We start from the raw sequence: 26,018 nt of genomic DNA on the forward strand, positions 1-26,018 counted from the left end.
TTTGCTTTGAATCTGCCCACTAAAAAAACAGAATGGGATAGATTCCGGGGCACAGAAAACCGCGCCCCGGTATAAGCTACTCCGGCTTATAAAAGCGCTGGATACTTGAGAAATCCAGAGTTCCGTTGCCTTGCTCGGCATGGAGCGTGAACAGATTTCGGGCGAGAGAGCCCATGGGAATGGCAGCCTGATTTTTCACAGCGTTATCGAAGGCCAAGCCAAGATCTTTGTTCATCAAGTTGACCAAGAAGCCGCCTTCGTACTCCCGTGATGCGGGTACTCCGTCCATTACGCCTGGCCATGGGTTGTATACATTCAAGGCCCAGTTGCCGCCGGAACTCTGCTTCATGACTTCAGAGAGAACCGCAGGGTCCAATCCGTTTTTTACACCCAGAGCCAAGGCTTCACTGGTGCCTGCCATTAAAATGGCCAACAGCATGTTGTTACAGATTTTAGCGACTTGCCCTGCGCCGTGGTCTCCAGCATGGAAGATATTTTTGCCCATGCTTTCCAGAATCGGTTTTGCTTTATTGAAAGTGTCTTCGTCGCCGCCGCAAATGAAGCTCAGGGTGCCCGCTTTGGCGCCACCTACACCGCCGGAAACAGGAGCATCGAGGAACGGGATGTGCTTTGCTTCTGCCTGCTCCGCCACACCGCGTGCGGTCTCGGGAGAAATAGTCGATGAGTCAATTACCAGCGTGCCCTCGGGCAAAGCCGCCAGCAATCCATCTTCGCCCAGATACACCGCTTCAACGTGTTTACCAGCCGGTAACATGGTAATTACGCACTCGGCACCCTTGGTTGCGTCGTGGGCTGTGTCTGCATTTTTTGCACCTTCGGAAACCAATGCGGCCACAGCGTCTTTCGACAGGTCAAACACGGTTACGTCGTGCCCAGCTTTCACAAGATTGCTGGCCATTGGGCCACCCATGTTGCCCAAGCCGATAAAGGTAATCTTTGCCATATTCATCCCCTTGTTTTTGTATTCGGTTGATTAGGCCGCCCATGCTCAGCCGGCCTGCTTGGCTAATTCTCGAAAAAGCTGTCGATCCACTCGCTGTCCATTTCTTCCAGCGATGTGTAGCGCCAGCGGGGTTGCTTGTCTTTGTCTATTAAGAGCGCACGGACGCCTTCGGCAAACTCGCCTTTACCAAGGCAGTTTTTGGACAACGTAAGCTCTTTATCGAGCACCTCACGAAGGCTATCCAGACGGCAATTGCGCAAGTGCTGCCAGCACAGTGCCAAGGATGTTGGCGATGCGGCACTTAAAGGCTTGGTTGACTTGGCCAACCAGCCTTCACCGCTAACCAGCTCCTTCATTTGAGCCACTATATCGGCCAGAGTGTCGGCATCGGTGACGCGGTTGATGGTATTGAAATTCGACCGCACCGGAGACTCTGGCAAGGCATTGGCGCTTTGGTTTTCGTGCTGCCTGAGCACACTGCTCATCACGGCAAAGGCGTCCTCCCCCTGCCAGTTATGCGCGGTCAGATCAGCAACCACCGCTGCCTTGTGTTCATGCTTGATGAAACGATCGGCAAGCCCCACGAACAAGGCATCTGCCGCGTTCATGCGGGCGCCGGTTAAGCCCAAAAACAACCCTGTGCGCCCGGGGGTACGGTTCAAAAACCAACCTGCTGCTACATCCGGGTACAGCCCGATACTGCTCTCCGGCATGGCCAGCATGGATGCTTCCGTAACCACTCTATGTGAGGCGCCCGCCATGATGCCAATACCGCCCCCCATAACTATGCCATGGCCCCAACACACCACGGGCTTAGGAAACGAATGAATCAAATAGTCCATTTCGTATTCTTCCGTGAAAAACTCGGCACCTACACTGGCGCCGCTTCCGCTCTGAGGCTCGGTCATGCTCCGGTAAAGGGCAACTATGTCGCCACCGGCACAGAACGCTTTATCGCCTTCGGCCTCAATCCAGACTGCACGAACGCGGTCGTCTTGGGCCCAGTTTTTGAGCTGTGGCGTCAGCATCCGAATCATCTCAAGAGAGAGTGAGTTGAGCGCCTTGGGAGTATTCAATCGGGCTACAGCAATCAGCGCGCCGTCAGCGGTTTTCCACTCTTCAAAAACAATCGGTTGGTTGCTCATAAAAATCCTTAAACCGGCAGGTTGCGGGTTTCAGCGGTTTTTCCATTCCGGTTTACGCTTTTCCAGAAAAGCATTCACGCCTTCTTTCTGGTCTTCGGTTGAGAACAGCTCAACAAACAGCTCTCGCTCCATGCGCCAGCCATCGGAATGGCTACGGCCATCGCGGGAACTCATCACCAGCGTTTTGCAACGGGCAACCGATGAGGGGCTCTGTTTACACGCCAATTCAGCCAGTTCCAGTGCCTTCTCAAGGCTCTTGCCAGCGGGCACAACCTCTTCAACCAGACCAATCTGCAGTGCTTTGTCAGCCTTGACCCGCTCACCACAGAGAATCATACGTTTGGCCCAACCCTCTCCAACGATCCAAGGCAGGTTCTGGGTGCCGCCAGCACAAGGCAACAACCCTACGGTTGCTTCCGGCAGCGCCATCTGAGCATGTTCTTCGGCAATGCGAATATCGCAGGCCAATGCGCACTCAAGGCCACCGCCCATGGCGTATCCGTTTATCGCGGCGATGGATACGCCACGGAATGCCGTTAATGCAGCAAAAGCTTCACCAAAGAGCTGGGCCATTTCATTGGCACGGGCCTTGTCGCCATCAGCGAAGGTTTTTAGGTCGGCGCCGGCGGAGAAGAACTTCTCCCCTTGCCCGGTTAGAACCAACGCAAAAATATTCTTGTCTTCATTTAGCTCACGGACGATATTTGTCAGTGCAGGCAGTGAATCCGCCGTCCATGTATTGGCCGGTGGGTTGTTGATCGTCAATACTGCAATGTGTCCGCGTTTTTCGAGCTGAATCAGATCGCTCATCATCCTTCTCCTATTATTTTTGCGAATTATTGAATGGCCTCGGCCACACCGTCATCCAGCAGACGGCGAGCAACAATTAATCGCATAATTTCGTTGGTGCCTTCCAGAATCTGATGTACGCGCAGGTCGCGTAGATAGCGTTCCAGAGGGTATTCACGGATATATCCGTAGCCACCATGCAATTGCAGTGCGTCATTCACCACATCAAAACAGACATCGGTTGCGAAACGCTTAGCCATGGCGCAATGGAGCGTGGCTTCGGTATCACCGCTGTCCAGCTTGAAAGCACCCAGACGCACCATCTGCCGGGCTGCCACCAGATTGGTCGCCATATCCGCCAGTTTGAACTGCAATGCCTGAAAGGCTGCCAAAGGTTTACCGAACTGTGCCCGCTCATGCATGTAGTTGCGTGCTCTGAGCAACGCCGCTTGGGCCCCTCCCAGAGAGCAGGTAGCGATATTGAGGCGGCCGCCATCAAGCCCTTTCATCGCAATGGCGAAGCCGTCGCCTTCTTCACCAACCCGGCTGGTTGCGGGAACGCGAACGTTCTCAAGGCTGATCATGCGCGTGGGCTGGGAATGCCACCCCATTTTCTCTTCATTCTTGCCGTAGGTAATGCCTTCCGCATCCGCAGGAATCACGAATGTGGAAATGCCCTTGGCACCAGAATCCGCCTCGCCGGTACGGGCCATCAACACAAGAATATCGGTTTCGCCAGCGCCAGAGATAAACATCTTGCTGCCATTAATGATGTAGCTATCACCCTCCCGAACCGCCTTGGTTCTCAGGCTGGCTGCATCGGAACCCGCACCGGGTTCTGTTAGGCAATAAGACGCTAACCACTCACCGCTGGCCAGCTTCGGTACCACATCTTGCTTGAGAGCATCAGACGCAAAGCTTGCCACCATCCAGGTTGCCATGTTGTGGATGGTGATAAAGGCAGCCGTTGAGGGGCAGGCTGATGCCAGTTCCTCAACGATGACCGATGTATCAAGCCGCGACAGCCCCATGCCACCGAGTGCTTCCGGGGTGTACATCCCCATAAATCCCATTTCCCCGGCTTCTTTCAGTACATCAACCGGAAAGATGTGCTCGTCATCCCATTTGGCCGCATGGGGCGCCATGGATTTTTCAGCAAAGGCACGGGCCGCTTCGCGGAACGCCTGCTGGTCTTCTGTGAGGTTGAAATCCATCGTTAGGCTCCTGACGAAGAACGCAATTAACGTAACTGGATGGAGAAGTTAGCTTCCGATGATGTAGCCTCACTGGAGAACCAACGGGATGTAACCGTTTTGGTTTCCGTGTAAAAGCGCACAGCCTGCTTGCCGTAAGCGTGTTGATCACCGTAGAACGATCCTTTCCAACCGGTGAACGAGAAGAACGGTAGGGGCACAGGAATGGGGATGTTCACACCGACCTGCCCTACTTCAATCTCGTGCTGAAACTTACGGGCAGCGCCACCGGAACTGGTGAAGATGGATACGCCGTTACCGTATGGGCTCTTATTGATCAGGGCAATGGCATTTTCCAGGCTGTCTTCTTCCATGCAGGCAAGCACCGGGCCGAATATTTCTTCATTGTAGATATCCATCTCGGTGGTTACACCGGAGAACAGGGTTGGACCAACCCAGTTGCCATCCGGCAAACCATCAACAGTACATCCACGACCATCGAGAAGCAGGTTTGCACCTTGCGCTTCACCGGTGGCAATCAGCGCTTCAACACGATCTTTTGCTTTGGCGGAAATCACCGGGCCGTAGCTGGCGCCGGAATCGTTCCAAGCACCCGGGCGAACTTTCGCCATCGCCTCTTTCAGTTCCGGAATCCAGGCTTGGGCTTCACCCACAAATACAGCCACCGAAATAGCCATGCAACGTTGGCCCGCTGCGCCAACAGACGCGCCTACGAGGGCATTGAGAACCTGCTGTTTATCGGCGTCCGGCATAATAACCATGTGATTCTTGGCGCCAGCAAAACTCTGAACACGCTTCATGTTGCGGGTCCCGGTTTCATATATGTAACGGCCAACCGGCACAGAACCTACGAAAGACACAGCCTTGATTGCGGGATCAGTAAGCAGCACGTCAACCTGTTCTTTACCACCGTGCACAACCTGCAGCACACCCTTCGGTGCGCCGGCCTCTTCAAACAGCTCAGCCAAACGCATAGGCGTGAGCGGGTCTTGCTCGGACGGTTTGAGGATAAATGTGTTGCCGCAGGCAATGGCCATGGGGAACATCCAAAGGGGGATCATCGCCGGGAAGTTAAACGGGGTAATACCTGCACACACGCCCAAAGGCTGGATCCAGGAATGGGTGTCCACCTCCCGGGCTACGTTTTCTACGGTTTCACCCATCATCATCGAAGCAACGTTGGCAGCATGTTCGACAACTTCGATGCCGCGCCAAACATCACCCTTGGCATCGTCAAATGTCTTGCCGGTCTCCTGCGACAGGATTTCTGCAATCTCGTCGTGGTGTTCTTTCAGCAAGGCCTGATAACGCAGCATCACACGAGCGCGTTCCGAAACCGCAACCTCTTTCCATGTTTTGAAGATTTCGCCAGCAGTGTCAATGGCTTTACGCATTTCGGCAGTGGTGGCGCAAGGCGTCCGGGCGATCACTTCATTCGTGGCCGGGTTAGTAACATCAATCCATTCGCTGGTTTGGCTCTGAACAAATTCACCTGCTAGGTACAGCGGAACGTTTTTCATCTCGGTATCCCTGTTTGTTGTTGTGCGGAAAGCGCGCCAAAGCACGGTGGCTTTGGCAATGAATGAGCAATCTATGCTGAGACCTTAGCACGGCCACTGGCACTTTATGATTGACTAAATTTCGACCTTGATGGACTATCTTTCGATTAGCTCACAAAAACACAAGCATTCAGCATGACGCAAACATCCTTATGGCCAGTACCCAAAGACAGCATACGCTACGTGGTGCCAGCGCCTATTATTAGCCTTTTGTCTGAGCATCCGCTGACTCAGGACCTCTACCCACTGGCATTCGGCCACTATCGTAGGGCCACAGGCCACCACATGCACCGTGAGCATCATCGCGACAATCTTTTGATTTACTGCACCGAAGGCAGGGCCTTTCTAAACTTGAAAGGAGAGCCTTACACGATGGAGGCAGGAGACCTTCTGCTACTGCCAGCAGGGGCCAGCCACCGTTACACAGCTGACCCGGAAAACCCCTGGACGATTCACTGGGTGCACTACACCGGGCCACTGGCTAACGAATTTCACAAATATATGGGGTTTGATGCTTCAACACCCATCCGCCATTTGGGGAGGCAACCTCGGCTGTTGGTGGATTTTAACGGCCTACTGTCTGTTCGCCAGACGGGCTTTCGGGCCCGCGGCCTGATTCACGCGGCCAATCGCCTAAGGCAACTGCTGGCAGCGGTTCCGATCAGTTTTGATGAAACAAGCCAAGAACGAAAAGCCGAACTGGATACCATCAACAACTATATGCATGAGCATCTCGATGAGCGCATTACACTCGAGCAACTTGCCGATCTTGCCGGGCTTTCCCCTGCTCATTTTGCAACCCGCTACCGTGAACAAACTGGCACCTCCCCCATTCAGCACTTTCTTCACCTAAAAGTAGAGCGCGCATGCCAGATGCTGGATACCACAAGCCTGAGTTTTACAGAAGTAAGCCATCGTCTGGGCTATGACGATGCCTATTACTTCTCACGGCTGTTCAAAAAAGTCATGGGGCAGTCGCCAATGGATTACAGACACACGCCGAGGCATTAACAAGGCACAACAGGCCAGTCACTCACCTGTCTTCATCTACGACTTTTGTTGCAGAAGCGAAACCGTTAGTCTTGGAGGGAAAGACACAAAAGAAGCATAAAAATGGCCACACATACTTTTGAAATTGACGAAACCTTCGACGTACCGCGCAGCAAGGTGTTTGCACTATTCGCTGATCACAATAGCTTCGGGAAACTTCTCGGGGCGCCTGTAAAAAGGATCAAGAACAGCGATCAAGCAGACCCCAACGGCCTTGGCTCTGTGCGCAAGCTTGGCATCGGCCCGATTGGTCTGGAAGAAACAGTGACTAGTTTTGAGCCGGATATGCTGATTGAATACACCATCACCAGTTTAAGCCCGATTCGCAACCATCTGGGCCGAATTCGCTTCGAAGACACCCCGGAAGGACACACCCGAGTTCGCTATCGCATTACCTTTGACGATATCGTGCCTTACACCGGGAAATTGGTCAGTGCCGGGCTGGAACACGCCATACGTCGCGGGATCAAGCAGGTTCCCAAACTGGCCTGATTCAGAACTTCGGGTGAAACAAAACGTTACTTGATGGATATCAGATAATTGACCTGAGGCAATTGTTGCTATCCGTCAATTTTGTACTCTCCGCGCAACCCTGCAATTAATAGGCCTACCAGCCGATCCTCATCACTGCGGAGATCAAAATGGCAAACGAGCCAATCGTCCTGTTTGATAATGGGCACCACAAGTGCCTAATGTTTGATTCTCTCGTTACCGGAGAAGGCGTTCAGTCCAATCAATTTTTGGTCGTTGACGGCAAACACGAAGCCTTGATTGACCCGGGCGGTGACCTCACCTACACACCGCTTGCGGTTGCTGCGTCCAAATACATGAATATAAAGGATATGGATTTTGTGTTTGCATCGCATCAGGATCCAGACATTATTGGCGCCATTGATCGCTGGATTGTCCATACCAGTGCGAAAATCGTCACATCAAAGCTTTGGGCGCGGTTCCTCCCGCATTTGGTATCAAGCTACGTCACCAATCAGCTAAGCGGCAACGTTTACGATCGCATCATCAGCATTCCGGATGCGGGTGCTAACGTAAAGTTTGGTGAATCTTACCTACAGTGTTTGCCTGCTCACTTCATGCACTCTGTGGGCAACCTGCAATTCTATGATCCTGTCTCAAAAATTCTGTTCTCTGGAGATCTTGGGGCATCAATGGGCGCTGCAGACGACCACCTTCCGGTGCAGGATTTTAACCGCCACATCCCCCATATGATGGGATTCCACCGGCGGTATATTGCCTCAAAGAAGGTGTGCCGACTTTGGGCCAACATGATCCGTGAAATGGATGTGGCAATGATTGTGCCCCAGCACGGAAAACGCTTCGAAGGCCCAGCAATGGTTGATCAGTTTTTGAACTGGGTAAGCAGTGTAGAATGTGGTATCGACCTGATGACGCAGGACAACTATCGCGAGCCCGTTGACTACATCTAAGCTCCTGCGGGACAGGTCAACCAAATAGGCCTGTCCCAAACGGGGATTCTTGCGTAAAATCTTGCCTTTTCACTCGCAAGTAGAAGGCATCGCAAAAATGGGCAGAGCCTACCAGAACCGCAAAGAATCCATGGCCAAAACAGCACAGGCCAAAACCAAGGTTTACAGTAAATACGGGCGCGAAATCTACATGAGCGCCAAGTCCGGCGGAACCGACCCGGATGGCAACCTATCACTACGCGGGCTGATTGATCGTGCAAAGAAAGATCAAGTGCCCACTCACGTTATCGAAAAAGCCCTAGATAAAGCCCGAGGCGGCGCTGGCGAAGATTACTCACCTGCCCGCTACGAAGGCTATGGCCCCGGCAACTGCATGGTGATTGTCGATTGTTTAACCGACAACCCTAACCGCACCTTTGGCGATGTGCGTTTAGCCTTTACGAAAACCAAGTGCAAAATCGGCACACCGGGCACTGTTGCCCACATGTTTGACCACAGTGCCATTTTTGTTTTCAAAGGCGAAGACGACGAAGCCGTACTTGAAGCTCTGATGGAAGCCGACGTCGACGTTACCGATATTGAAAACGAAGACGGCCAGATCACGGTATTCACACCAAACACGGAATACGCCAAGGCTCGTCAAGCACTGACAGAAGCCTTTGCCGATATCGACTTCGAAGTAGATGAAATCCAATTTCTACCGAAAACCACAACACCGGTTGAAGGTGACGATATTCCCATGTTTGAGAAGTTTTGCGACATGCTGAACGAACTGGACGATGTGCAGAACATCTTCCACAACGCGGAATTACCGGGACAGTGAGCCAATCTAAGCCACGAGTGGCTGTTCTTAAAACCGGTAGCACCTACCCGAGCATCAAAGAAGAGTTCGGTGACTTCGATCAGTGGTTCTTGCGCGGCCTATCATCAGGGTTGGACATTACTGTATTTAATGCCGAGGCCGGTGAACTGCCCGCTAATCCAGTTGACTGGGACGGCGTTGTGGTAACCGGCTCTCCCGCCATGGTAAGCGACCGCAAACCTTGGAGCGAAAGCGCTGCACAATGGCTGGCTCGGGTTGTTGATAAAACCATACCCTTACTCGGAGTGTGTTACGGGCACCAGCTTCTGGCACACGCTCTGGGTGGCGAAGTTGGTTACCATCCGGAAGGCCGCGAGAGCGGGACAAAACGCATAGAGCTGCTGGCCAGTGCTCAGGAAGACCCGTTATTCCTCGACATGCCTCCTAACTTCAGCGCGCAGCTCACTCATAAACAATCCGTATTGAGCCTGCCTCCGGGTGCAGTTTTGCTCGGTCGTAATGAGTTCGAGCCACATCAGGCATTCCGTGTGGGTAAATGTGCGTGGGGCGTGCAATTTCATCCGGAGTTTTCCAGTGCTGTTATGAAAGCCTACTTGGGTGTGCAGGCGCCAGATTTGGAGCGTGAAGGGTTCAACCCACACACTATGATCAACTCAGTTACCGATGCTCCTGAAGCCTCCGGGCTGTTGGAACGGTTTTCTGATTTGGTTAAAGAAAACCATGCAGGCTAAAACGACACAGAGCCGTTTATGACACTGAAGGTATTGTTCGCAGTTATAGTTCTGGCATTGGTTGGCGTGGGAATCTACCACAGCTACAAGCCCCTGCCACCCGGCATCAGCTACAACGGCGACGCACACCCTCTCAGTGACGCAAAGCTTTTGACAGATACCACCATCCATCATAACGACGGCACAGAAACCCGCGACCACGAGATATTTGACGAAATCCTGCGCCTCATCGGTCAGGCTCAATCCTTTATCCTGGTCGATATGTTTCTCTTCAACAGCAGCAGCCCTGAGGGTGTGGAGCACCGCCATCTTTTGGCGCAGCTAACCCAAGCGCTTATCAATCGTAAAGCAGAGCAGCCCGAGTTGGAGATTGTTGTCATCTCTGACCCACTGAATACTCTTTACGGTGGCTCTGTGTCTCCATGGTTTCAGGCGCTTCGGCAAGCGGGTATCCCCGTAACAGAAACCAACCTGCGACCACTTCGGGACAGCAACCCTGCCTGGTCTGCAATCTGGCGGCTCTGCTGCCAGTGGTTCGGCAACAACGCAGAGGGTGGCTGGCTGCCGAATGCCCTAGGCACCGAACCCGTTACTGTTCGCAGTTACCTCGCTTTACCCAACTTCAAAGCCAACCATCGAAAGGTTTTGGTTGCCGACGAGGGTGATAAGCTGCGGGCTCTCATAACGTCTGCCAACCCGCACGATGGCAGCAGCAGGCATAGCAACATTGCTGTTAGTTTTACTGGCCCGGCGGTTATAGATGTTCTGAAAAGTGAGCAGGCAGTTCTGGCTATGTCTCGCCAAACTAACACGGCACTGAATAAGCTGATCAACCAGAAAATGTCGTCTGAGGTAACCGCCGAGAATGCTGCCGGAACGATTGCAGTGAAAACTGAATCTGCGATTCGGGATACGGCTCTTGAAATGATCTCCAGAGCCCAAAACGGAAGCCAGCTTGATCTCGCCTTTTTCTACCTGTCACACCGGAACATTGTTACTGCTCTGCTTGATGCCCATAAGCGCGGTGCAAAAGTGAGGGTACTACTTGATGCCAACAACGAAGCATTTGGCCATCAAAAAAGCGGCATACCCAACCGGCAAGTTGCACTGGAGTTGCACAAAGCTGGTATCCCCGTACGCTGGTGCAACACCTTCGGTGAGCAGTGCCACAGCAAGATGCTAATGCTGCACCCGGCAGCCGGCCCTACTGAAATTTTGCTCGGCTCAGCTAACTTTACTCGGCGCAATCTTGATGACCTAAATCTGGAAACCAATGCGTGGGTCTCTGTTGCACCAGATTCTGCACTCGCCACAAAGGCCAAGAGCTTCTTTGGCCGCCAGTGGCAGTCTGGCCCAGACTCAGACCCGACTATGAGCCTACCTTACGAGCACTGGGCGGACGACTCAGCGCTGCGTTACTGGCGGTACCGTTTGATGGAAGCCACTGGCCTTTCGACATTTTGAGCCGAGTTAATCGCTGGTTAGCGCCTCATTTTTCACAAAGGCTTGTAAAAAATCGCCACGTCTTTACAGGGCACCGACATAACCCAGCCCATGCGCTCTGCGACAAGCCTCAAGGTTGTTTCACGATAGAACACAATGTGGGTGGGGTCTCGGCGGTAATGCCAATTATCGAATCGCTCATCACAGGTTTGAAAACACGTCATTATGCCAAGCCATCCGCCGGGCTTAAGCAAGCCATCTAACTGAGCAAATACTTTAGCCGGAGAATGCAGATGTTCCACCACTTCCGTGCAGGTAACGAAGTCGTACTGGCGCTGTAAAACTGACGGCTCTGGGCAGAAAAAGGGATCGTACAGCGACACATCCATTGCGGATTCCCGCAATATTTCCGCAAGCGCCGGACCAGGGCCGCAACCAAAATCCAGCCCTACCGCTCCAGATGGGGTGCGCTCAATCATCGGCAGCGCTAGCTTTTCCAGAAAGGCTCTATAGCCCGAGTCGCCCGGATCATTATTGTGAAGATCATAAACCGCGCGCTCTTCTTCCGGTGAAAGCCAGTTTTCCCGCGCCATTAACGTCGCCTCGCAGAGCTGGCAACGCAAATACCTTTTGCCACCTACAACTCGAAAGCCAATCAAAGCACCCTGTTCACACACAGTGCATACGGCACCCTCACAAACGGCAAATTGCGTGGTTTTATCTACTGTTGGTGTTGGTTTCTGCAAGCATCCTCCAGCTATATGTGCTTAACCTGACAAATGTTTCATTTGTCATATTCGGCCATCGCGGCCATTTCGTGACGGGCTGCCAAATCGACTCGATAGCTTCGTGTCTATACTGCGCGCCAATAAAGAAAGTAACCGATTCACGCCTGAACCAGTAGCAAAACACGACGATCTTACGGGCTTCGCTCGTATCAGGGATAGGAATATGGACATTTCAAATCGTATGGCCCTTGAGGTGCCCCTGATCTCTGCACGCTATGCGCGTCGCTTCATCGAATTTATGGAACGTAGAGGAGTAAAGCGCTCAGCCCTTCTAAACGACACCAATATCACTGACGCGATGCTGGATGACCCAGACGCAAGTATCAGCATGCAGGAAATAACCTCCGTGCTGAAAAAAGCAGATTGGCTGATGAACGACGAGAGAGCTGCCTTCCAGTTCGGGCAACAGCTGGATTTGCCAAGCCACGGCCTGCTCGGGTTTGCGGTACTTGGCCAGAACAATCCCCGACAACTTATCAGCATGATTGTCCAATACCTGCGTGTTGGCCTTCCCTTGATGGATATGGAGCTCAACTCCACCGGGCCGACCTTCAATATTCGCCTGCTCGACACCTGGGGGCTTGGTGAGCTCAACCCCTGTATAACTAAAATGTACATGGGCAGCATCCATCGGGTTTCAGCTGAGGTATGCGGGCACTTCGACATCCGGTTTGCTTTCTCGGCACGTCGTGATGCCAACTCATGGCAGTCACTGGCCACGGATTGCGAGTTCCACTTCGATGCGCCCTGCAACCAGATAACCATGACATTGAAAGGGCAACCCAGCCAGAAGGATAACGTAGGCCTTCAGTTTCTTTTGGCCCGAACACGAAAACTAGCCGGGCAACAAAACGGTCAGGCCGATGAGACACTGATGCAGGTTCGGGAAATGATCATGAGCCAGCCCGGCCGACCATGCACCACAGGCAACATAGCCCGGCGCCTCGACATAAGTACGCGCACACTACGCCAACACCTCGCCAGTGCAGGCACCTCCTTTCGCGAATTAAGAAACGAAATTCGGGAAAACTTCGCGACTCTATACTTAAGAGACACTAACGTGCCGCTGGAATCCATTGCTGAAAAGCTTGGATTCAGCGATCAGGCAAGCTTTACCAAAGCCTACCGCAGCTGGACAGGCAAAACCCCCGGCGATGCGCGCAAGCAGTCGCAAAAAAGCCACTAACGGCCCCAGTCAACTGAACAGCCATGCAATTTGAAGCCGATCACGGTTTGGACATTCTCTGCACATTATCGCCGCTTTGAACAAAAACCATGCCGCGAACGGCAATGACCCGCTGGGGCCTTCAAAGGCCTAATAGGCCCGCACACTTGCGTATAAACGCGTGGCGAAAGGGTATTTTGCAAGTCCGATTAAAATAGTCGTTTTCGGTGTTGTCTGCGCGCCCTCCCATAATAACGATGCTTTACAGAGGACGAACTCATGAAACACAGGAACACCAACTCCGGCGGACGCATGCTTGCGCCCGCTCTGGCAGCTGCGACATTAATGTCCGGCGCCGGAAGCGCACTTGCAGCCCCTGTCTCGACCAATCTGCAGTTCACTTGCCCATTCCCTCTGATCGGCGACCAGCCTATCAGTGCGGAAATCAGCGCAGACATCCCTACGAGCGCAACGGTTGGCTCTCCTTTGCCCGCGTTCGCTGTATCCGCACTGACACTGGTAAACGAAGACTCTCGCACCGGACTCAAGCTGGTTGGCTCAGAAACCGTTGAAGGCACCGCGGTAAATACGAACCAGATCATTACGGCCGGCGGTACCGTTGAGCAGACAGTTACGCTGACCATTCCCCAAAGCCCAATCCCCTCAGAATCTGGTGCATTCACAGTTCCAGCGGACGGACAGGCGCCAGAGCTCACATTTACCGATCAAGATATCGGTAACGCAGAAATCCGTGTTGGTGGTCTGACACTGAACTTGGTCGCTCGTACTGCCAATGGTGATATTGCACCGGCACCGATTGGTGAAATTACAACCAACTGTACACTGCTTGCAGGCCAAGATAATTTGCTGCAAACCATTACCGTAGAGGGTGACGTTGTAGAAACACCGCGCATTGCGATAAACCGTGATGAAGTAGCCTTTGGCAACGTGCAAGCTGGCACAACCAAAGATGAAATCGTTACTCTGAGCAACACCGGTAATGCGGCACTTGGCATCAACGGTGTTTCGATTGCTGGCGCAAACGCCAGTGCATTCATGCAAAGCAACAGCTGCAGCACCATTGCTGCTGGCGAAAGCTGTGATGTAAACGTTACTTATATTCCTGATGGCGAAGGCACTCAGAATGCCACGCTAACCATCAACTCAACTGATGCAGACAACAGCTCTGTAGACGTTGCTCTAAGCGGGCGCAGTGTTCTTGCGCCGATTCCTGAGATTGCAGTTACACCTGCCTCAGTAGACTTGGGGCGAGTTCAACTTGGCCAGAGTAACTCTGTACAGGTGACCATTTCTAACAATGGCAACGAAACCTTGCTGATCAACGGCATTGCACTTACTGGTGCTGATGCAAGCGAATTCCTGCAGACCAATAACTGTACCACTGTCGCTCCTGGACAGACTTGCGCAGCCGAAGTGAGCTTCACAGCCGCGGCTGCTGGTGTGCGCAACGCACAACTGGTTATTTCCTCTGACGACCCTGAAAATGCAGAAGTCTCCGTACCAGTAACTGCGGAAGGCTTTGAAGCACCGACTAACGAAATCGAGCTTCTGCTGGATCTGGCAGGTTCTACCTACATCAACTCGTCGGACAGCACCCTGCCTCTGAACGGTAGCATCGCGACTCTTCTGGAGCTGGCGAGCGGTACCTTCGAAGCCGACCTGAACGTTGAACCAACTGTTGGTCACTTCTCTATCAAGCTACTGTTCAGCCGCCTGAATGCTACAGCGAATGTGGAATTCGAGCAGTCAGAAATGACCACTGGCAGTCTGGTTAACGGAAAACTGACCGCAAACTCTCACCTTTTCATTAAGGTGCCAAAGGTTCAGCTCAAGTTGTTCGGCATTCCCATTAAAGTTGGCGGCGGCGACCAGTGCCAGACCATCCAGCCTGTGGATATTACTTTGACCTCGGTCGAAGGCTCTAACTTCTCGCCTGCAACTGGCGGTGAAGTGAGCGGCGTGTACGACCTGCCACCACTTGAGAACTGCGGTCTTCTGACAAGCGTTCTTAACCAGTTCCTGACTGGTTCCGGTAACACCATCGACCTGACGTTGACCCCGGAGCTGTAAGGAAAACAGGGCTAATTGAATAGGGCCCCATCTGGGCCAGCTGAGATCGCTCTCGGCTGGCCCACATAACAAAAGCAAAAAAGTAAAAAAGGAATAATTATGAAAAGCCTGAAGAAATCAGTACTGGTGCTGGCCATTTCAAGCCTGTCGTTCGCGGCAAACGCAGAACTAAAGCCACTTGGAGACACTCATATGGGTAACATCACCGGTCAGGCCGGTGTCACGATTGAGCTGGAAACCCAAGTTAATATCGGTGAGTTCGTTTATACGGATGAAGGCTCTCTGTCTGTAAAAGACATCTTCATCGGCGGTGCCAATCGCACCGATATGTTTGCTGAGTTTACCGATCCTACAATTCGCAACTTTTTATTCGCCGATACAAGCGACCTGATCGATAACATTAAGATTGAAATCGATATTGCGGACGACGGCGATGCTTTGATCAACGTATTCCCACTAGTTGCAGCACCTATCGACTTTGCTGTTAGAACTGGGGAGTGGTCATTGCAAGGACATACAGACTCCACTCTGTTGGCCAACAATTTTGCTATGGACGGTATAGTAACGGAGCTGAAAATCCGCATTGATACCGCAACCGACAAGATGAACGTGCAAACCTTGTTCGCCATCGACGATCTGGATGTTGATATCCCATTTTTGGCCCTTGGCATTCGTGACCTGCACATGACTGGCGCAGACTTCGATCCAAACAACCCGATCATCACCAAGCTAGGCGCCAAAGTAAACATGGACATTTACAATGGCACCAGAGCCAATGGCGGCTCCGCTTTGGCAATCGACTTGAATACCTTTGAGGCTGACATGACTATTGGGCAAGTGCTCGTAGGCGGCACCTCGATAGGCTCTGTTGCTCTGGACAACTTGTCTGTTCAGAACACAGCCATGCGCATCTACGGCCACTAAGGCTGTCGGGGCCTCCAATATTCCGGGGGCCCTATCTTCCCCTCCATCCTCCTACCCATTTATCCCGCTCAAGGGCGCAGAATTAACATCTGGCTGGTATCATGCCCGAATTCTGATTCGCAACCGGGTAACCGATGTCCAACAATCATTCTACGCGCCTCAACAAATACATTAGCGAAAGCGGCATGTGTTCACGCCGTGAAGCCGACCGTTACATTGAGCAAGGCAATGTCTTTATCAATGGCAAGCGCGCCTGCGTGGGCGATCAGGTTTTACCCACAGATACCGTTAGAGTAAACGGCCAGATCATCGAGCCCAGAGCTGAAGAAGACTTGGTGCTTATCGCCTTGAACAAGCCAGTGGGTATCGTCAGCACCACTGATGATGCGGAAAAACACAACATCCAGCGTTTTGTTGGCCACAGCACGCGCATTTTCCCTATCGGGCGCCTCGACAAGGATTCGCAGGGGCTGATATTCATGACCAGCAACGGCGATCTGGTCAATAAAATCCTTCGAGCTGGCAACAACCACGAAAAAGAATATGTTGTAACCGTCGACAGACCCATCACCAAGTCGTTTATTCAAGGTATGGCCGGAGGCGTTCCTATCCTTGGCACAATGACCAAAAAGTGCAAAGTGGAGCAAGAAAGCCGTTTTGTATTTCGCATAACGCTGGTGCAAGGACTGAACCGCCAAATTCGCAGGATGAGTGAGCATTTCGGGTTTGAGGTTACCCGGCTGGAGCGCGTTCGTATTATGAACGTTAACCTGAAAGGGTTGGCGGTAGGTCAATGGCGGGATCTAACGGAGAAAGAGTTGGCAGGACTTTTTGAAGCGATACGTCATTCATCTTCTGACGACGCTCCGGATAAGCCTGCTGCAGCTAAAAAGAAAGCAAACGGACAACCCAAACGCCCTCCGCGGCCACCGAGATCAGGTCACAAATCGGGTTCTAAAGCTCCCGGCGGCAGGTCTGAAGCCGGTAAAAAAACCAAATCATCAAAGCGGCCAAAACCCGGAAAGCCAAGACAAAGAAGTGTTAAGCGGTAAGCTATAATTACTGCACTTATCTTAAATTCAGCCATACAAGTGCAAAAACCGCCGTAGCCAGTAAAAACCAACGCGCATAGGCGTTCGGCTTGCCATCATTGCTTTCTGTGGCTCGCGCAGGCTGATTGTTCGCCTCGTACTCTACTATCAGCTTCCGGGCCGCGTAGAGGTCGTCATCTTCCACATGAACATTGCTAAAGCCCGCTGCACCTATTTCACCCATCGCGCCTTGAAGATACTGGCCGCCCACGAAGGTTTCGATGCCGTTCGCTTTCAACAAACCTGCGACAATGTGTGCCTCAGTAATATCTTTGGCCCGATAGGCTATTTGCAATGTCTGCCCCCTTTTGTGACATTAAAGGTGCTTCCTAATCAAAGCATAGTGCGCCTATGCTTGAAGGGCCAACTCTAAAGATACGGACAACTCATGTTCTGGATTATCGCTGTCGTCATAGTGGTTATTGTTGCATTGACTCTGCTTGTGTTTCGGATGGAAGATTTGTCGCACTTCGATAAAGAGGAGTATTCCGTTAGGGAGGCAAGCCCCAGTGCCGAAAATCAAAATGTGCTGGAGCGATTAAAAGAAATGCGCAGAGCGGGCGCGGGCCTTCGTGGCAAAGCGAGACTACTCGCGATGCGAAAGCATATGGACAGCCTTAGTGACGGTTTGGATTTGCAATCGGAATTCCGCCAATGCAGCACTCCGAAAGGCGAGTGGGTGATTGCCCCAGGGGCCGACACACGGCGAAGGATTCTTTACATTCACGGCGGGGCCTGGGCGGTCGGCAGCCCCCGGAGCCACAGATCTATTACAGACCGGCTGTCCCACATTGCCAATGCTGCCGTTTTTTCTCTGGATTACCGCCTTATGCCAGAGCATCGGTTTATGGACGGTGTGCGTGACTGCCGCAAAGCCTACACCTGGCTATTGGAAAACGGTCCGGAAGGCGAGTCAAAGTCAGAATTCATTTTAATCGCAGGGGATTCTGCCGGTGGAAGCCATACCCTTGGACTGCTGGCATGGATTCGCGACAATGGCTTGCGTCAGGCTGACGGTGCTGTGGCGTTTTCACCTTCTACCGACCTCACACTGTCGGCGCCCAGTAACCGCAACAATATTTCTACAGACCCTATGTTGGGGCCAATGTTCGGTGGCCTCTCTAAAGTTCCCCGGCCGGTGATCTGGTGGGCAACACTGGCGACCTTTCGCATTTCCCCCACCAGCCCTATTGCATCGCCCCTTCTGGGCAATCTCGCCAATCTGCCGCCCACATTGATTCAGGCCAGTGATTCGGAGATGCTATTGGATAACGCACGGCGATACACCGCCAAAGCAAAAGCAGCCGGCTCGCTTGTAGAACTGCATACTTGGCCGGGTATGGTTCATGTATGGCAAATTTTCACGCCCATGCTGCCGGAAGCTGAAGAAGCGTTTGCTGACATAGAGGTGTTTATTAGAGATATCGAATCCCGTAAATCCCGGCCAATAGCAGCTGCTCAGACCTGAACTTTACCGCGCAGGGCTTTGGTTTTGCCCTTCTGGGTTTTGCGGTCAACCCGTTTACGCCGTGCAGACTTTGAAGGCCGGGTAGCGCGCCGCACCTTTTGCACTTTGACCGCCTCCTGAATCATCTCCTTCAGGCGCTCCAGAGCATCATCTTTATTTAACTCCAGCGTACGAAAAGACTGCGCCTTGATCACGATAATGCCTTCTTTGCTTATGCGCTGATCCTGCAGCGCCATAAGCCGCGTCTTATAAAAGGCCGGCAGAGCGGAATTTTGAATATCGAAGCGCAGGTGCACCGCCGAGGCCACTTTATTAACGTTCTGGCCACCATTACCCTGAGCTCGAATCTGTGTAATTTCTATTTCCCAGTCCGCGATTTCGACAGTATTGGATAGTTTCAACATGGCATTAGGATACCAAATCCTTCAAACCGTAACCTGACTATAGACTGCCGTTGAACGCAAGATGAAACGCGATAGCCGCCATCATTACACCAATTACGCCATCGATGATTCGCCAGGCTAGCGGGCGCGAAAGAACAGGTGCCAGTGCCGATCCGCTCCAAGCGAGCAAGCCAAACCAAAGAACAGATGCACTGCTAGCGCCTGCCACAAAGGTAGTTGCGTTTTCCTGTTGTGCGCCAACCGCCGGAATCAATAAGAGCGTATCGAGATACACTTGCGGGTTCAGCAAGGTGACCGCCAAGGTGGTAAAAAGAACGCCTTTTAAACTGCGACGGGACACCTCTCCGGTTTCAAGTGCCGCCCTGCCCCGACTGGCGCGATAAAACGCCTGAAGAGCCAGCCACCCGAGAAAAGCCACGCCCAACCAACGCAAAATTTCCAGCGCCTGTGGCATGGCCATTAAAGCCGCACTCACTCCAAACATACCAAGCGTAAAAAGCGTAATATCTGCAGACATGCACAAACCAGCAGCCCACCAATGGTGCTCGCGCCGGATAGCCTGGCTCAGTACGTAAGCGTTCTGCGCTCCAATAGCAACAATGATACCGCCGCAGACAATCAATCCCGTCAAGTAGCTCTCTAGCGAACCCTCAAGCACTATGTTTACTCCTTTTTTGATGCCGCAAGAATAACCGCATGACGGTATACTTGAAATTCATATTCATAATGACGTATCAGTTTTTCTTATGATTGATTACAAATTATTGGAAGCTCTTGCCACTGTTATCGAGACGGGAGGTTTCGAGCGGGCAGGCGCTGTGCTCGGTCTAAGCCAGTCCGCTATTTCGCAGCGTATTCGAACGTTGGAAGTGCGCATCGGACAGCCAGTTCTGTTTCGCAGCCCTGTTCCCAGAGCCACACCCGCGGGCCAACAGTTACTAAACCACGTTCAACAGGTTCAGCTGCTTGAACGCGATCTTGCAAAATCACTCCCAACCCTTTCCGAGCCCACCGCACGACTGCGTATTGCCCTGAATGCAGACAGTCTCGCGACTTGGTGGGCAATGGCTATTGGAGAGTTCTGTCGGAGCGAAATATTGCTGCTGGATATGCTGGTTGAAGATCAGGACATTGCACTGCGCCGAATGCGCGAAGGTGATGTCGCAGCGTGCCTATGCAGCAACTCGCAACCAGTAGCTGGAGCGCGGTGCATTCCACTCGGCAGCATGACCTATCTGCCATTGGCAACGCCTTCGTATAAAACACAGTATTTCAATCAAGGTTTCAATGAACAGAGCCTGCAGTCGGCGCCTGCAATTGTATTCGGGCCAAACGATCAGTTGCAGCACCGGTTTTTAGCTCAAAATGGCTATCACGGCGCCTTCCCTTATCATCTATGCCCATCTTCTGAAGGGTTCGTGAAACTGGCGTTGGCAGGCATGGGTTACGGCATGATCCCGGAGATTCAGGCGCAGCACGAAATCAAGGCGGGGCGTCTCGTCAGTATTGCTCCCGGACAATCTCTTGAAGTTGAGTTGTATTGGCACTTCTGGCGTCATAGCGGAGGTGTTATGGAGCGCCTGACAACTGCACTGAAAGCGGCTCGGCCTTAATCTTTTGGTCGCACATTAACGCCAAACCACCCAGGAAACCGGAGCAGGCAGAACAGAGCTATCATGTCGTAAACGCCATGCCAAACCATAACCAAAAGAAGGCTGTCGGTTATCGCATAAGCCATACCCAGCACCAGCCCAAGGCCGGTTGCGATAACAAAGTAAGTGAAGGAAACGTAGTGTACGAGGCCGAAAAGCAAGGATGCTGCTATCACTGCGGCAATTGGCCCCGTATGCTCAGCAAGCCAGCCTTGCACCGCTCCGCGGAATAAAAGCTCCTCTCCTACACCCGCAAAGACAGAGAGCAAAATAAGAGCAGGCCACGAGTACCCAGACGCAAATTTGTATAATCCACGCATTTGCCGGTCGAGATCTGCCGGGAACAAACCGGGGATTTGCGAGGCCAGTAGCAACCCAGCATAGGTGCATAGAGCGCCCAGAACACCATAGAACACACTTGGCCAAACCCCGGCTCCAAAACCTTGAACCGGGATGCCCGCAACCAGAATAACCAAAAGCCCGACAACCCCAATCCCACCCTGAAATATCAGGGCGGCAATTGGAGTAATTTTTGATTTATTCAGACTCTTCACTGCCATTTATTTTTCAAACAATCCCTTCACAGGGAAGAGGTCATCATACTGAGGTGCTTGCTTCTGGGCTTTCGCTTGGAAGGTTTTCATCATATCGGTAGGTCGGAACATACCTGCCTGCCAGGTTGCCATGTACTTCAGGCTATCCGCTACCGTGTGCTCACGGCTGTAATTGAGCATCTCTTTGCAACCCGTGACCGCCAGCGGCGAATTGGCTGCAATTTTAGCCGCAATCTCCATTACACCGGAAACCAACGATTCCTGATCGGGGTAAAGCGCGTTCACAAAGCCCAGCCCATTCGCTTCCTGCGCAGTCAGTTTACGCCCAGTGTATGCGAGTTCGCGCACAACGCCTTCCGGCATCAGCTTGGGCAACCTCTGTAACGTGCCCACATCGGCCGTCATGCCAAGCTCGGTTTCCTTGATGGTGAAATAGGCATCTTCCGTGCAGTAGCGGCTATCCGCGGCACACACCAAGTCCAACGCACCGCCTATACAGCCCCCATGGATCGCCGCCAGTACCGGCAAACGAACATTCTCCAGCGACGTTAGCGTGTCCTGAAGCTGCAACACAACCCGGCGCAAGTTTTCTGCCATGCGGCCGGGGTCGCCACTCATAGGTACCGCTTTAGGATCTGTAAAGACACCAAGGTCCATGCCTGCCGAGAAATGCTTACCCGTGGATGACACCACAATTACGCGGGCATCGCTGTTCGCTTCAATATCCTGCATGCAGAGGGGCAACTCAAGCCAAAAGGCCTTGTTCATGGAATTCAGCGATTCCGGGCGTTTGAACTGCACATGGGCAATCTTGTTTTCAACGCTGACGGCAAAACTTTCGTAGGTGGATAGCTCAGACAAGACAAAACTCCTCTATTGATTTACGCAAATACTAAAACACAGACGCAAACATACGCTATGTTGCTAAAAATGTCGGGTTTATACTTACAAGAAAATTCTTTGCTTTTCACTAGCCAGCAGGTACAGTGGCCCTCGTTGGAAAGATTTAGCAAAGCACTTCATCAATATGACGCATTCCAGTAGTTGTACGTCCTGTTTTTGATCACGCCCGTTTTTTGTTTCCGCATACCGCTGACCAGCCATCAAAATGATGTTCTGGCGGCACTTTAAAAGATTGAATTCAGGATTATATTATGTCTACTGTTACCGGTACTGTTAAGTTTTTCAACGAAGCAAAAGGTTTTGGCTTTATCACTCGTGAAGGCGGCCCCGACGTATTTGTTCACTACAGCGCTATTCAGGGCGGCGGTTTTAAGACTCTGGCTGAAGGCCAGCAAGTTGACTTCACCGTGACTCAGGGCCAGAAAGGTCCTCAGGCTGAGAACGTTGTTGCTGTTTAATTAACAGACAACGCTAAAAAAGGCAGCTTCGGCTGCCTTTTTGCTGTCTGGAAATCTGTGTTTTATTGCTCTAAAACCTCCTCCTGCTCAACCCTATTCCTACCTCCGGCCTTGCTACGGTATAGCGCCTGATCTGCACGGCGAATAACTGAAGCTATATCGTCACCTTCGCAAAATTCGCTAACGCCCACACTGATAGTGACATCCATTGCTACTCCATCGATAGCTTTCCAGTCGTAACTGCAAAGCGCATCTCGCACTCTTTCCGCGCTGGACAAGGCACTATCGATACTCGTAGTTGGCAGAATGATCAAAAACTCCTCACCACCCCAACGAGCTACAAGATCTTGGGTTCTTAGCTGCGCCAATATTAACTGTCCGATCTTGGCAAGCACCCTATCCCCCATTTCATGCCCGTAACGATCGTTGATCAATTTAAAGTGATCCACGTCGAGCAGCATAAACGATACCGGATGTCCTTCCCGCTGGAACCGTCCAATTTCCTTTTCAGCCAACTCACTTCCGTGACTCCGATTAAAGAGCCCTGTTAACGGATCAATGGTGGCTAACCTGCGAAGTTTACGCTGAGCTGAAAGCACCATGCTCAAATAGTAAAAGGACAGGTAGCTGAACATAGCAAACACAATGCTCAGGTTAAACAGGTGAACACCAAGCAAAGCACCGGATGATATCGGCTGAATAGGCGCAATAAACCACATCAAAATATCCAGCCCTACGTAATACCCCCAAAGCCCGACCAATGACAGAGCCGCACTCCTAAGGGGCATGGTAACGAACAAGGCAGGAATGAACATAAGCAGGTAATAATGGAAACCACTGCCCCAACCGATCAAAACGGTACCCAAGGCAGAATGAACAATAACCTCAGTCCAGATGAGCCGGATAGCCAAACGATTCTGCTGACGCCCTAATGCGTAGTATGCGGCAACGTACATAGACACACTGATAACATTGACCCACGCCAAAATGGGGGATCCAAGAATGTGGAATAAGAAAAAAAATGACACATCAACAGCGCCTGCAAGTTGGCAGGCTTGGCGGGCAACGCGCCAGAATTGGGGGCCACGCTCTTTACGATACGAGGAGTCAGGCATGGCAGCATTGCTTTCCATGAATTCGAAAATCCCTAGTTATTGAACCAACTAACCCATCAAAAAACGGTGTCTATCCAACACGGGCTAGTAAAACAGCTCATCTTGCATGCAAGCGTGTCTGCGCAACACTAACGCCCATCTAGAATAGACGTACCTACCTCTTCACGCAAAACCTATGTTCCAAAACTCACGTTGACTGGCACCAAAAATACAAATAACATTCATCTAAAATGACACTTAATACTCAGAGCGCATTGAAAGGCTCTTAACGGCAGGAAATCATTTTATGAAGCAATTATTTAAGGAAGTAACCAGCCCCAAAATTACCGATAAAGCAGAAGCTGAAAAGTTGAATGCTGGCGCGGCGCAGGAAAGCCCAGAAGATTCTGTTGTCGCTTCAGAAGATTCGTCCAAAAAAGGGAAGCATGGGGATTCAGGTGTTTGCTGTGGCGGTTGCTCGTAAACACGCAGAAATCAATACGATGCCAGTGACGTTCCATTGCATCCCCTGCGCGCTGGAAACGACACTGGCAGCTCAGGATAACAGGGTCAATGCTCCATTGTGTGCTCGGAGTGATCCATGTCCTTCTGCCCCATGTCTGCGTCTAACGACTCCACGCTGAGCTCAACATCCATCGCGTCCGCCCCCTCGAACTCCAACCTAAGGGGAATGCTCTCTCCCTCCTTTAGCGGTTCGACCAGTTTTTCCAACATTAGGTGATAGCTATGGGGCTTGAGCTCCACAACCTCCCCCGCTGGTATTGCCAGCCCGCTTTTAAGTGACTGCATACGCATCACACCGTCTTTCATAAGCGTTTCGTGAATTGAAACACGACCGGCCCTTGGCGTACTTGCGCTCACCAGCGTTATATCAGTGTCACTATGGTTCGTAATAACCAGATAGCCGACTCCCATGGGCGTGCCCGGCGGGGTTGGGCGACTCCAGGGGTGGTCAATATCAACGTTCCCATGAGAGTACTCATGGGCCAGTGCTCCAGTGATAAAGGCCGGAAGGATCACTATGCTGGTTACAAAGAGGAATAGGATTCGTTTTATCATAGTATCTCGCATCGCTACGGTTAATCTGAAAATGACTGTTGTCAGGAACAGCAAGCATAAGGCTTACAGTGTTGCTTTGTGTTCAACTCAACGCAAGGAATGGGGTGCGTCGAATAGTCGCAGCGAGCGAGATCAGGTTAAGGAGCTGCCGATATCAGGCTTTTTTAACAAACTCAGACTTAAGCTTCATGGCGCCAATGCCATCAATCTTGCAATCAATATCGTGGTCACCCTCAACCAGCCGAATGCTCTTAACTTTGGTGCCAACCTTAACAACCAAGCTTGAACCCTTAACCTTCAAGTCTTTAATAACGGTTACCGCGTCTCCATCCTGAAGCTCGTTGCCGTTAGCATCTCTCACAACTTTGCCTTCGGCCTTCGCTGCCGCCTCGGCTTCTGTCCATTCGTGAGCGCACTCAGGGCAAATCAGCTGGACACCGTCTTCGTAGGTATATTCAGATCCACATTGAGGGCAAGGTGGTAGTTGAGACATCGGAGGCTCCTGTAAATGAATTTGCAGAGATTATACCACCAACACCCCTGCAAATCCGGAGCTGGGAGCCCAGGCCAACAAAAGGTAAACTCAGTAAGTAAAATCAACCATTTTGAGGAATCTGTTATGCCAATTTGGGTCGATGCTGACGCCTGCCCTGTCCCCATACGGGAAATACTCTGCCGCGCCGCGGCTCGATGGCAGATGCAGACGACCTTCATCGCCAATCATGTGATCAAATTACCGCCCAGCCCCTATATTAAGGCTCGTCAGGTTATGCAGGGGTTTGACGTGGCGGATAACGAGATTATGGACCAGTTGAGCGCGGGTGACCTCGTGATTACCCAAGACATTCCGTTGGCGGCCGAGGCTATTGAGAAAGGTGCGGAAGTGTTTAATCCAAGAGGCCAAGCTTTTACTAAAGAAAACATCCGCCAACGTCTGGCGATGAGAAACTTCATGGAAGAGATGCGCAACGCCGGGCAAGTTACCGGAGGCGCAGCGCCATTCAATCAAACCGATCGCAAGGAATTCGCTGATAAACTCGACCGTTGGTTACAGCGCAATCGCAAGCCCGGCAACCACTAACGCAACAAAAAGACCGGCGCCAGCCGCAAGCTTTAACCCTTCAATCATTTCCTGCTCTGCCGTCATGGCTGTATCTCCCTGAGCTTATGGTGTAAACAGATCTTA

General features: G+C 51.9%; 29 protein-coding genes. 15 read left to right on the forward strand and 14 right to left on the reverse strand.

The window, feature by feature from the left end:
- Window positions 1-76: 76 nt before the first annotated feature.
- The 5 genes from mmsB to KO508_RS17355 form a co-directional block, all read right to left on the reverse strand.
- Window positions 77-964, reverse strand: coding sequence for a 3-hydroxyisobutyrate dehydrogenase (gene mmsB, locus KO508_RS17335; protein WP_216009522.1), 888 nt, complete (start codon window positions 962-964; stop codon window positions 77-79).
- Between the two features lie 62 nt (window positions 965-1,026).
- Window positions 1,027-2,109 carry an enoyl-CoA hydratase/isomerase family protein gene (locus KO508_RS17340; protein ID WP_216009523.1) on the reverse strand — a complete coding sequence of 361 codons (1,083 nt, stop codon included), beginning with the start codon at window positions 2,107-2,109 and terminating at the stop codon, window positions 1,027-1,029.
- A 30-nt stretch (window positions 2,110-2,139) separates the two neighbouring features.
- Window positions 2,140-2,919: an enoyl-CoA hydratase gene (locus tag KO508_RS17345; protein WP_216009524.1), complete on the reverse strand. Its 780-nt coding sequence runs from the start codon at window positions 2,917-2,919 to the stop codon at window positions 2,140-2,142.
- A 26-nt stretch (window positions 2,920-2,945) separates the two neighbouring features.
- Window positions 2,946-4,112, reverse strand: a complete 1,167-nt coding sequence (locus KO508_RS17350) for an acyl-CoA dehydrogenase family protein (protein WP_216009525.1) — start codon at window positions 4,110-4,112, stop codon at window positions 2,946-2,948.
- Between the two features lie 26 nt (window positions 4,113-4,138).
- Entirely contained in the window at window positions 4,139-5,632 is a 1,494-nt protein-coding gene (locus tag KO508_RS17355) for a CoA-acylating methylmalonate-semialdehyde dehydrogenase (protein ID WP_216009526.1), read from the reverse strand.
- A 174-nt stretch (window positions 5,633-5,806) separates the two neighbouring features.
- On the opposite strand from KO508_RS17355, the gene KO508_RS17360 reads away from it, so the two are divergent.
- The 6 genes from KO508_RS17360 to KO508_RS17385 all read left to right on the forward strand — a co-directional run bounded on the left by KO508_RS17360 (window position 5,807) and on the right by KO508_RS17385 (window position 11,181).
- Entirely contained in the window at window positions 5,807-6,682 is an 876-nt protein-coding gene (locus tag KO508_RS17360; protein ID WP_216009527.1) for an AraC family transcriptional regulator, read from the forward strand.
- A gap of 102 nt (window positions 6,683-6,784) precedes the next feature.
- Complete coding sequence (locus tag KO508_RS17365; RefSeq protein ID WP_216009528.1) at window positions 6,785-7,213, forward strand: SRPBCC family protein; 429 nt, start codon at window positions 6,785-6,787, stop codon at window positions 7,211-7,213.
- A 149-nt stretch (window positions 7,214-7,362) separates the two neighbouring features.
- The gene (locus KO508_RS17370; RefSeq protein ID WP_216009529.1) at window positions 7,363-8,163 is read left to right on the forward strand and encodes an MBL fold metallo-hydrolase; all 801 of its coding nucleotides are present in this window, start codon (window positions 7,363-7,365) and stop codon (window positions 8,161-8,163) included.
- 97 nt (window positions 8,164-8,260) lie between these two features.
- Window positions 8,261-8,986 carry a YebC/PmpR family DNA-binding transcriptional regulator gene (locus KO508_RS17375; protein WP_216009530.1) on the forward strand — a complete coding sequence of 242 codons (726 nt, stop codon included), beginning with the start codon at window positions 8,261-8,263 and terminating at the stop codon, window positions 8,984-8,986.
- Window positions 8,983-9,717 carry a glutamine amidotransferase gene (locus KO508_RS17380; RefSeq protein ID WP_354668053.1) on the forward strand — a complete coding sequence of 245 codons (735 nt, stop codon included), beginning with the start codon at window positions 8,983-8,985 and terminating at the stop codon, window positions 9,715-9,717. The genes KO508_RS17375 and KO508_RS17380 overlap by 4 nt, the downstream gene beginning before the upstream one ends.
- 18 nt (window positions 9,718-9,735) lie before the next feature.
- A complete protein-coding gene (locus tag KO508_RS17385; protein WP_216009531.1) occupies window positions 9,736-11,181 on the forward strand; it encodes a phospholipase D-like domain-containing protein in 1,446 nt (481 codons plus the stop codon).
- A gap of 32 nt (window positions 11,182-11,213) precedes the next feature.
- On the opposite strand, the gene KO508_RS17390 is transcribed toward KO508_RS17385, so the two are convergent.
- Entirely contained in the window at window positions 11,214-11,906 is a 693-nt protein-coding gene (locus tag KO508_RS17390) for a class I SAM-dependent methyltransferase (RefSeq protein ID WP_354668054.1), read from the reverse strand.
- A gap of 205 nt (window positions 11,907-12,111) precedes the next feature.
- Here KO508_RS17390 and KO508_RS17395 point away from each other — a divergent pair, with 205 nt between their 5' ends.
- The 4 genes from KO508_RS17395 to rluF all read left to right on the forward strand — a co-directional run bounded on the left by KO508_RS17395 (window position 12,112) and on the right by rluF (window position 17,180).
- A complete protein-coding gene (locus KO508_RS17395; RefSeq protein ID WP_216009532.1) occupies window positions 12,112-13,134 on the forward strand; it encodes an AraC family transcriptional regulator in 1,023 nt (340 codons plus the stop codon).
- 258 nt (window positions 13,135-13,392) lie between these two features.
- Window positions 13,393-15,204, forward strand: coding sequence for a choice-of-anchor D domain-containing protein (locus tag KO508_RS17400; RefSeq protein ID WP_216009533.1), 1,812 nt, complete (start codon window positions 13,393-13,395; stop codon window positions 15,202-15,204).
- 99 nt (window positions 15,205-15,303) lie between these two features.
- The gene (locus KO508_RS17405) at window positions 15,304-16,128 is read left to right on the forward strand and encodes a DUF6160 family protein (RefSeq protein WP_216009534.1); all 825 of its coding nucleotides are present in this window, start codon (window positions 15,304-15,306) and stop codon (window positions 16,126-16,128) included.
- A gap of 134 nt (window positions 16,129-16,262) precedes the next feature.
- Entirely contained in the window at window positions 16,263-17,180 is a 918-nt protein-coding gene (gene rluF / locus KO508_RS17410; protein WP_216009535.1) for a 23S rRNA pseudouridine(2604) synthase RluF, read from the forward strand.
- Window positions 17,181-17,196: 16 nt separating this feature from the next.
- On the opposite strand, the gene KO508_RS17415 is transcribed toward rluF, so the two are convergent.
- Entirely contained in the window at window positions 17,197-17,514 is a 318-nt protein-coding gene (locus KO508_RS17415; protein ID WP_216009536.1) for a putative signal transducing protein, read from the reverse strand.
- A 93-nt stretch (window positions 17,515-17,607) separates the two neighbouring features.
- On the opposite strand from KO508_RS17415, the gene KO508_RS17420 reads away from it, so the two are divergent.
- Window positions 17,608-18,687 carry an alpha/beta hydrolase gene (locus KO508_RS17420; RefSeq protein ID WP_216009537.1) on the forward strand — a complete coding sequence of 360 codons (1,080 nt, stop codon included), beginning with the start codon at window positions 17,608-17,610 and terminating at the stop codon, window positions 18,685-18,687.
- Here the strand turns inward: KO508_RS17420 and arfB are convergent.
- Both arfB and KO508_RS17430 read right to left on the reverse strand, forming a co-directional pair.
- Entirely contained in the window at window positions 18,678-19,091 is a 414-nt protein-coding gene (gene arfB, locus KO508_RS17425) for an alternative ribosome rescue aminoacyl-tRNA hydrolase ArfB (RefSeq protein WP_216009538.1), read from the reverse strand. The two genes, KO508_RS17420 and arfB, sit on opposite strands and share 10 nt — an antisense overlap.
- A gap of 37 nt (window positions 19,092-19,128) precedes the next feature.
- A complete protein-coding gene (locus KO508_RS17430; protein WP_216009539.1) occupies window positions 19,129-19,749 on the reverse strand; it encodes a LysE/ArgO family amino acid transporter in 621 nt (206 codons plus the stop codon).
- 88 nt (window positions 19,750-19,837) lie between these two features.
- Here KO508_RS17430 and KO508_RS17435 point away from each other — a divergent pair, with 88 nt between their 5' ends.
- A complete protein-coding gene (locus KO508_RS17435; RefSeq protein WP_216009540.1) occupies window positions 19,838-20,704 on the forward strand; it encodes a LysR family transcriptional regulator ArgP in 867 nt (288 codons plus the stop codon).
- On the opposite strand, the gene KO508_RS17440 is transcribed toward KO508_RS17435, so the two are convergent.
- Window positions 20,701-21,303, reverse strand: a complete 603-nt coding sequence (locus KO508_RS17440) for a CPBP family intramembrane glutamic endopeptidase (RefSeq protein ID WP_216009541.1) — start codon at window positions 21,301-21,303, stop codon at window positions 20,701-20,703. The two genes, KO508_RS17435 and KO508_RS17440, sit on opposite strands and share 4 nt — an antisense overlap.
- Window positions 21,304-22,158 (reverse strand): crotonase/enoyl-CoA hydratase family protein, encoded by an 855-nt coding sequence (locus tag KO508_RS17445; protein ID WP_216009542.1) that lies wholly within the window; start codon window positions 22,156-22,158, stop codon window positions 21,304-21,306.
- A 293-nt stretch (window positions 22,159-22,451) separates the two neighbouring features.
- Here KO508_RS17445 and KO508_RS17450 point away from each other — a divergent pair, with 293 nt between their 5' ends.
- Window positions 22,452-22,658, forward strand: coding sequence for a cold-shock protein (locus tag KO508_RS17450; RefSeq protein ID WP_071266268.1), 207 nt, complete (start codon window positions 22,452-22,454; stop codon window positions 22,656-22,658).
- A gap of 62 nt (window positions 22,659-22,720) precedes the next feature.
- On the opposite strand, the gene KO508_RS17455 is transcribed toward KO508_RS17450, so the two are convergent.
- Entirely contained in the window at window positions 22,721-23,791 is a 1,071-nt protein-coding gene (locus tag KO508_RS17455; RefSeq protein ID WP_252738174.1) for a GGDEF domain-containing protein, read from the reverse strand.
- A gap of 268 nt (window positions 23,792-24,059) precedes the next feature.
- Between KO508_RS17455 and KO508_RS17460 the strand changes: the two genes are divergently transcribed.
- Window positions 24,060-24,236 (forward strand): CCGSCS motif protein, encoded by a 177-nt coding sequence (locus tag KO508_RS17460; protein ID WP_216009543.1) that lies wholly within the window; start codon window positions 24,060-24,062, stop codon window positions 24,234-24,236.
- Between the two features lie 86 nt (window positions 24,237-24,322).
- On the opposite strand, the gene KO508_RS17465 is transcribed toward KO508_RS17460, so the two are convergent.
- Window positions 24,323-24,832: a copper chaperone PCu(A)C gene (locus tag KO508_RS17465; protein WP_216009544.1), complete on the reverse strand. Its 510-nt coding sequence runs from the start codon at window positions 24,830-24,832 to the stop codon at window positions 24,323-24,325.
- A 154-nt stretch (window positions 24,833-24,986) separates the two neighbouring features.
- The gene (locus KO508_RS17470) at window positions 24,987-25,325 is read right to left on the reverse strand and encodes a zinc ribbon domain-containing protein YjdM (RefSeq protein WP_200361725.1); all 339 of its coding nucleotides are present in this window, start codon (window positions 25,323-25,325) and stop codon (window positions 24,987-24,989) included.
- Between the two features lie 126 nt (window positions 25,326-25,451).
- Between KO508_RS17470 and KO508_RS17475 the strand changes: the two genes are divergently transcribed.
- Window positions 25,452-25,913: a YaiI/YqxD family protein gene (locus KO508_RS17475; protein ID WP_216009545.1), complete on the forward strand. Its 462-nt coding sequence runs from the start codon at window positions 25,452-25,454 to the stop codon at window positions 25,911-25,913.
- The last annotated feature ends 105 nt before the right edge of the window (window positions 25,914-26,018 follow it).

The organism is Marinobacter salexigens (assembly GCF_018860765.1).
Classification (GTDB): domain Bacteria; phylum Pseudomonadota; class Gammaproteobacteria; order Pseudomonadales; family Oleiphilaceae; genus Marinobacter; species Marinobacter salexigens_A.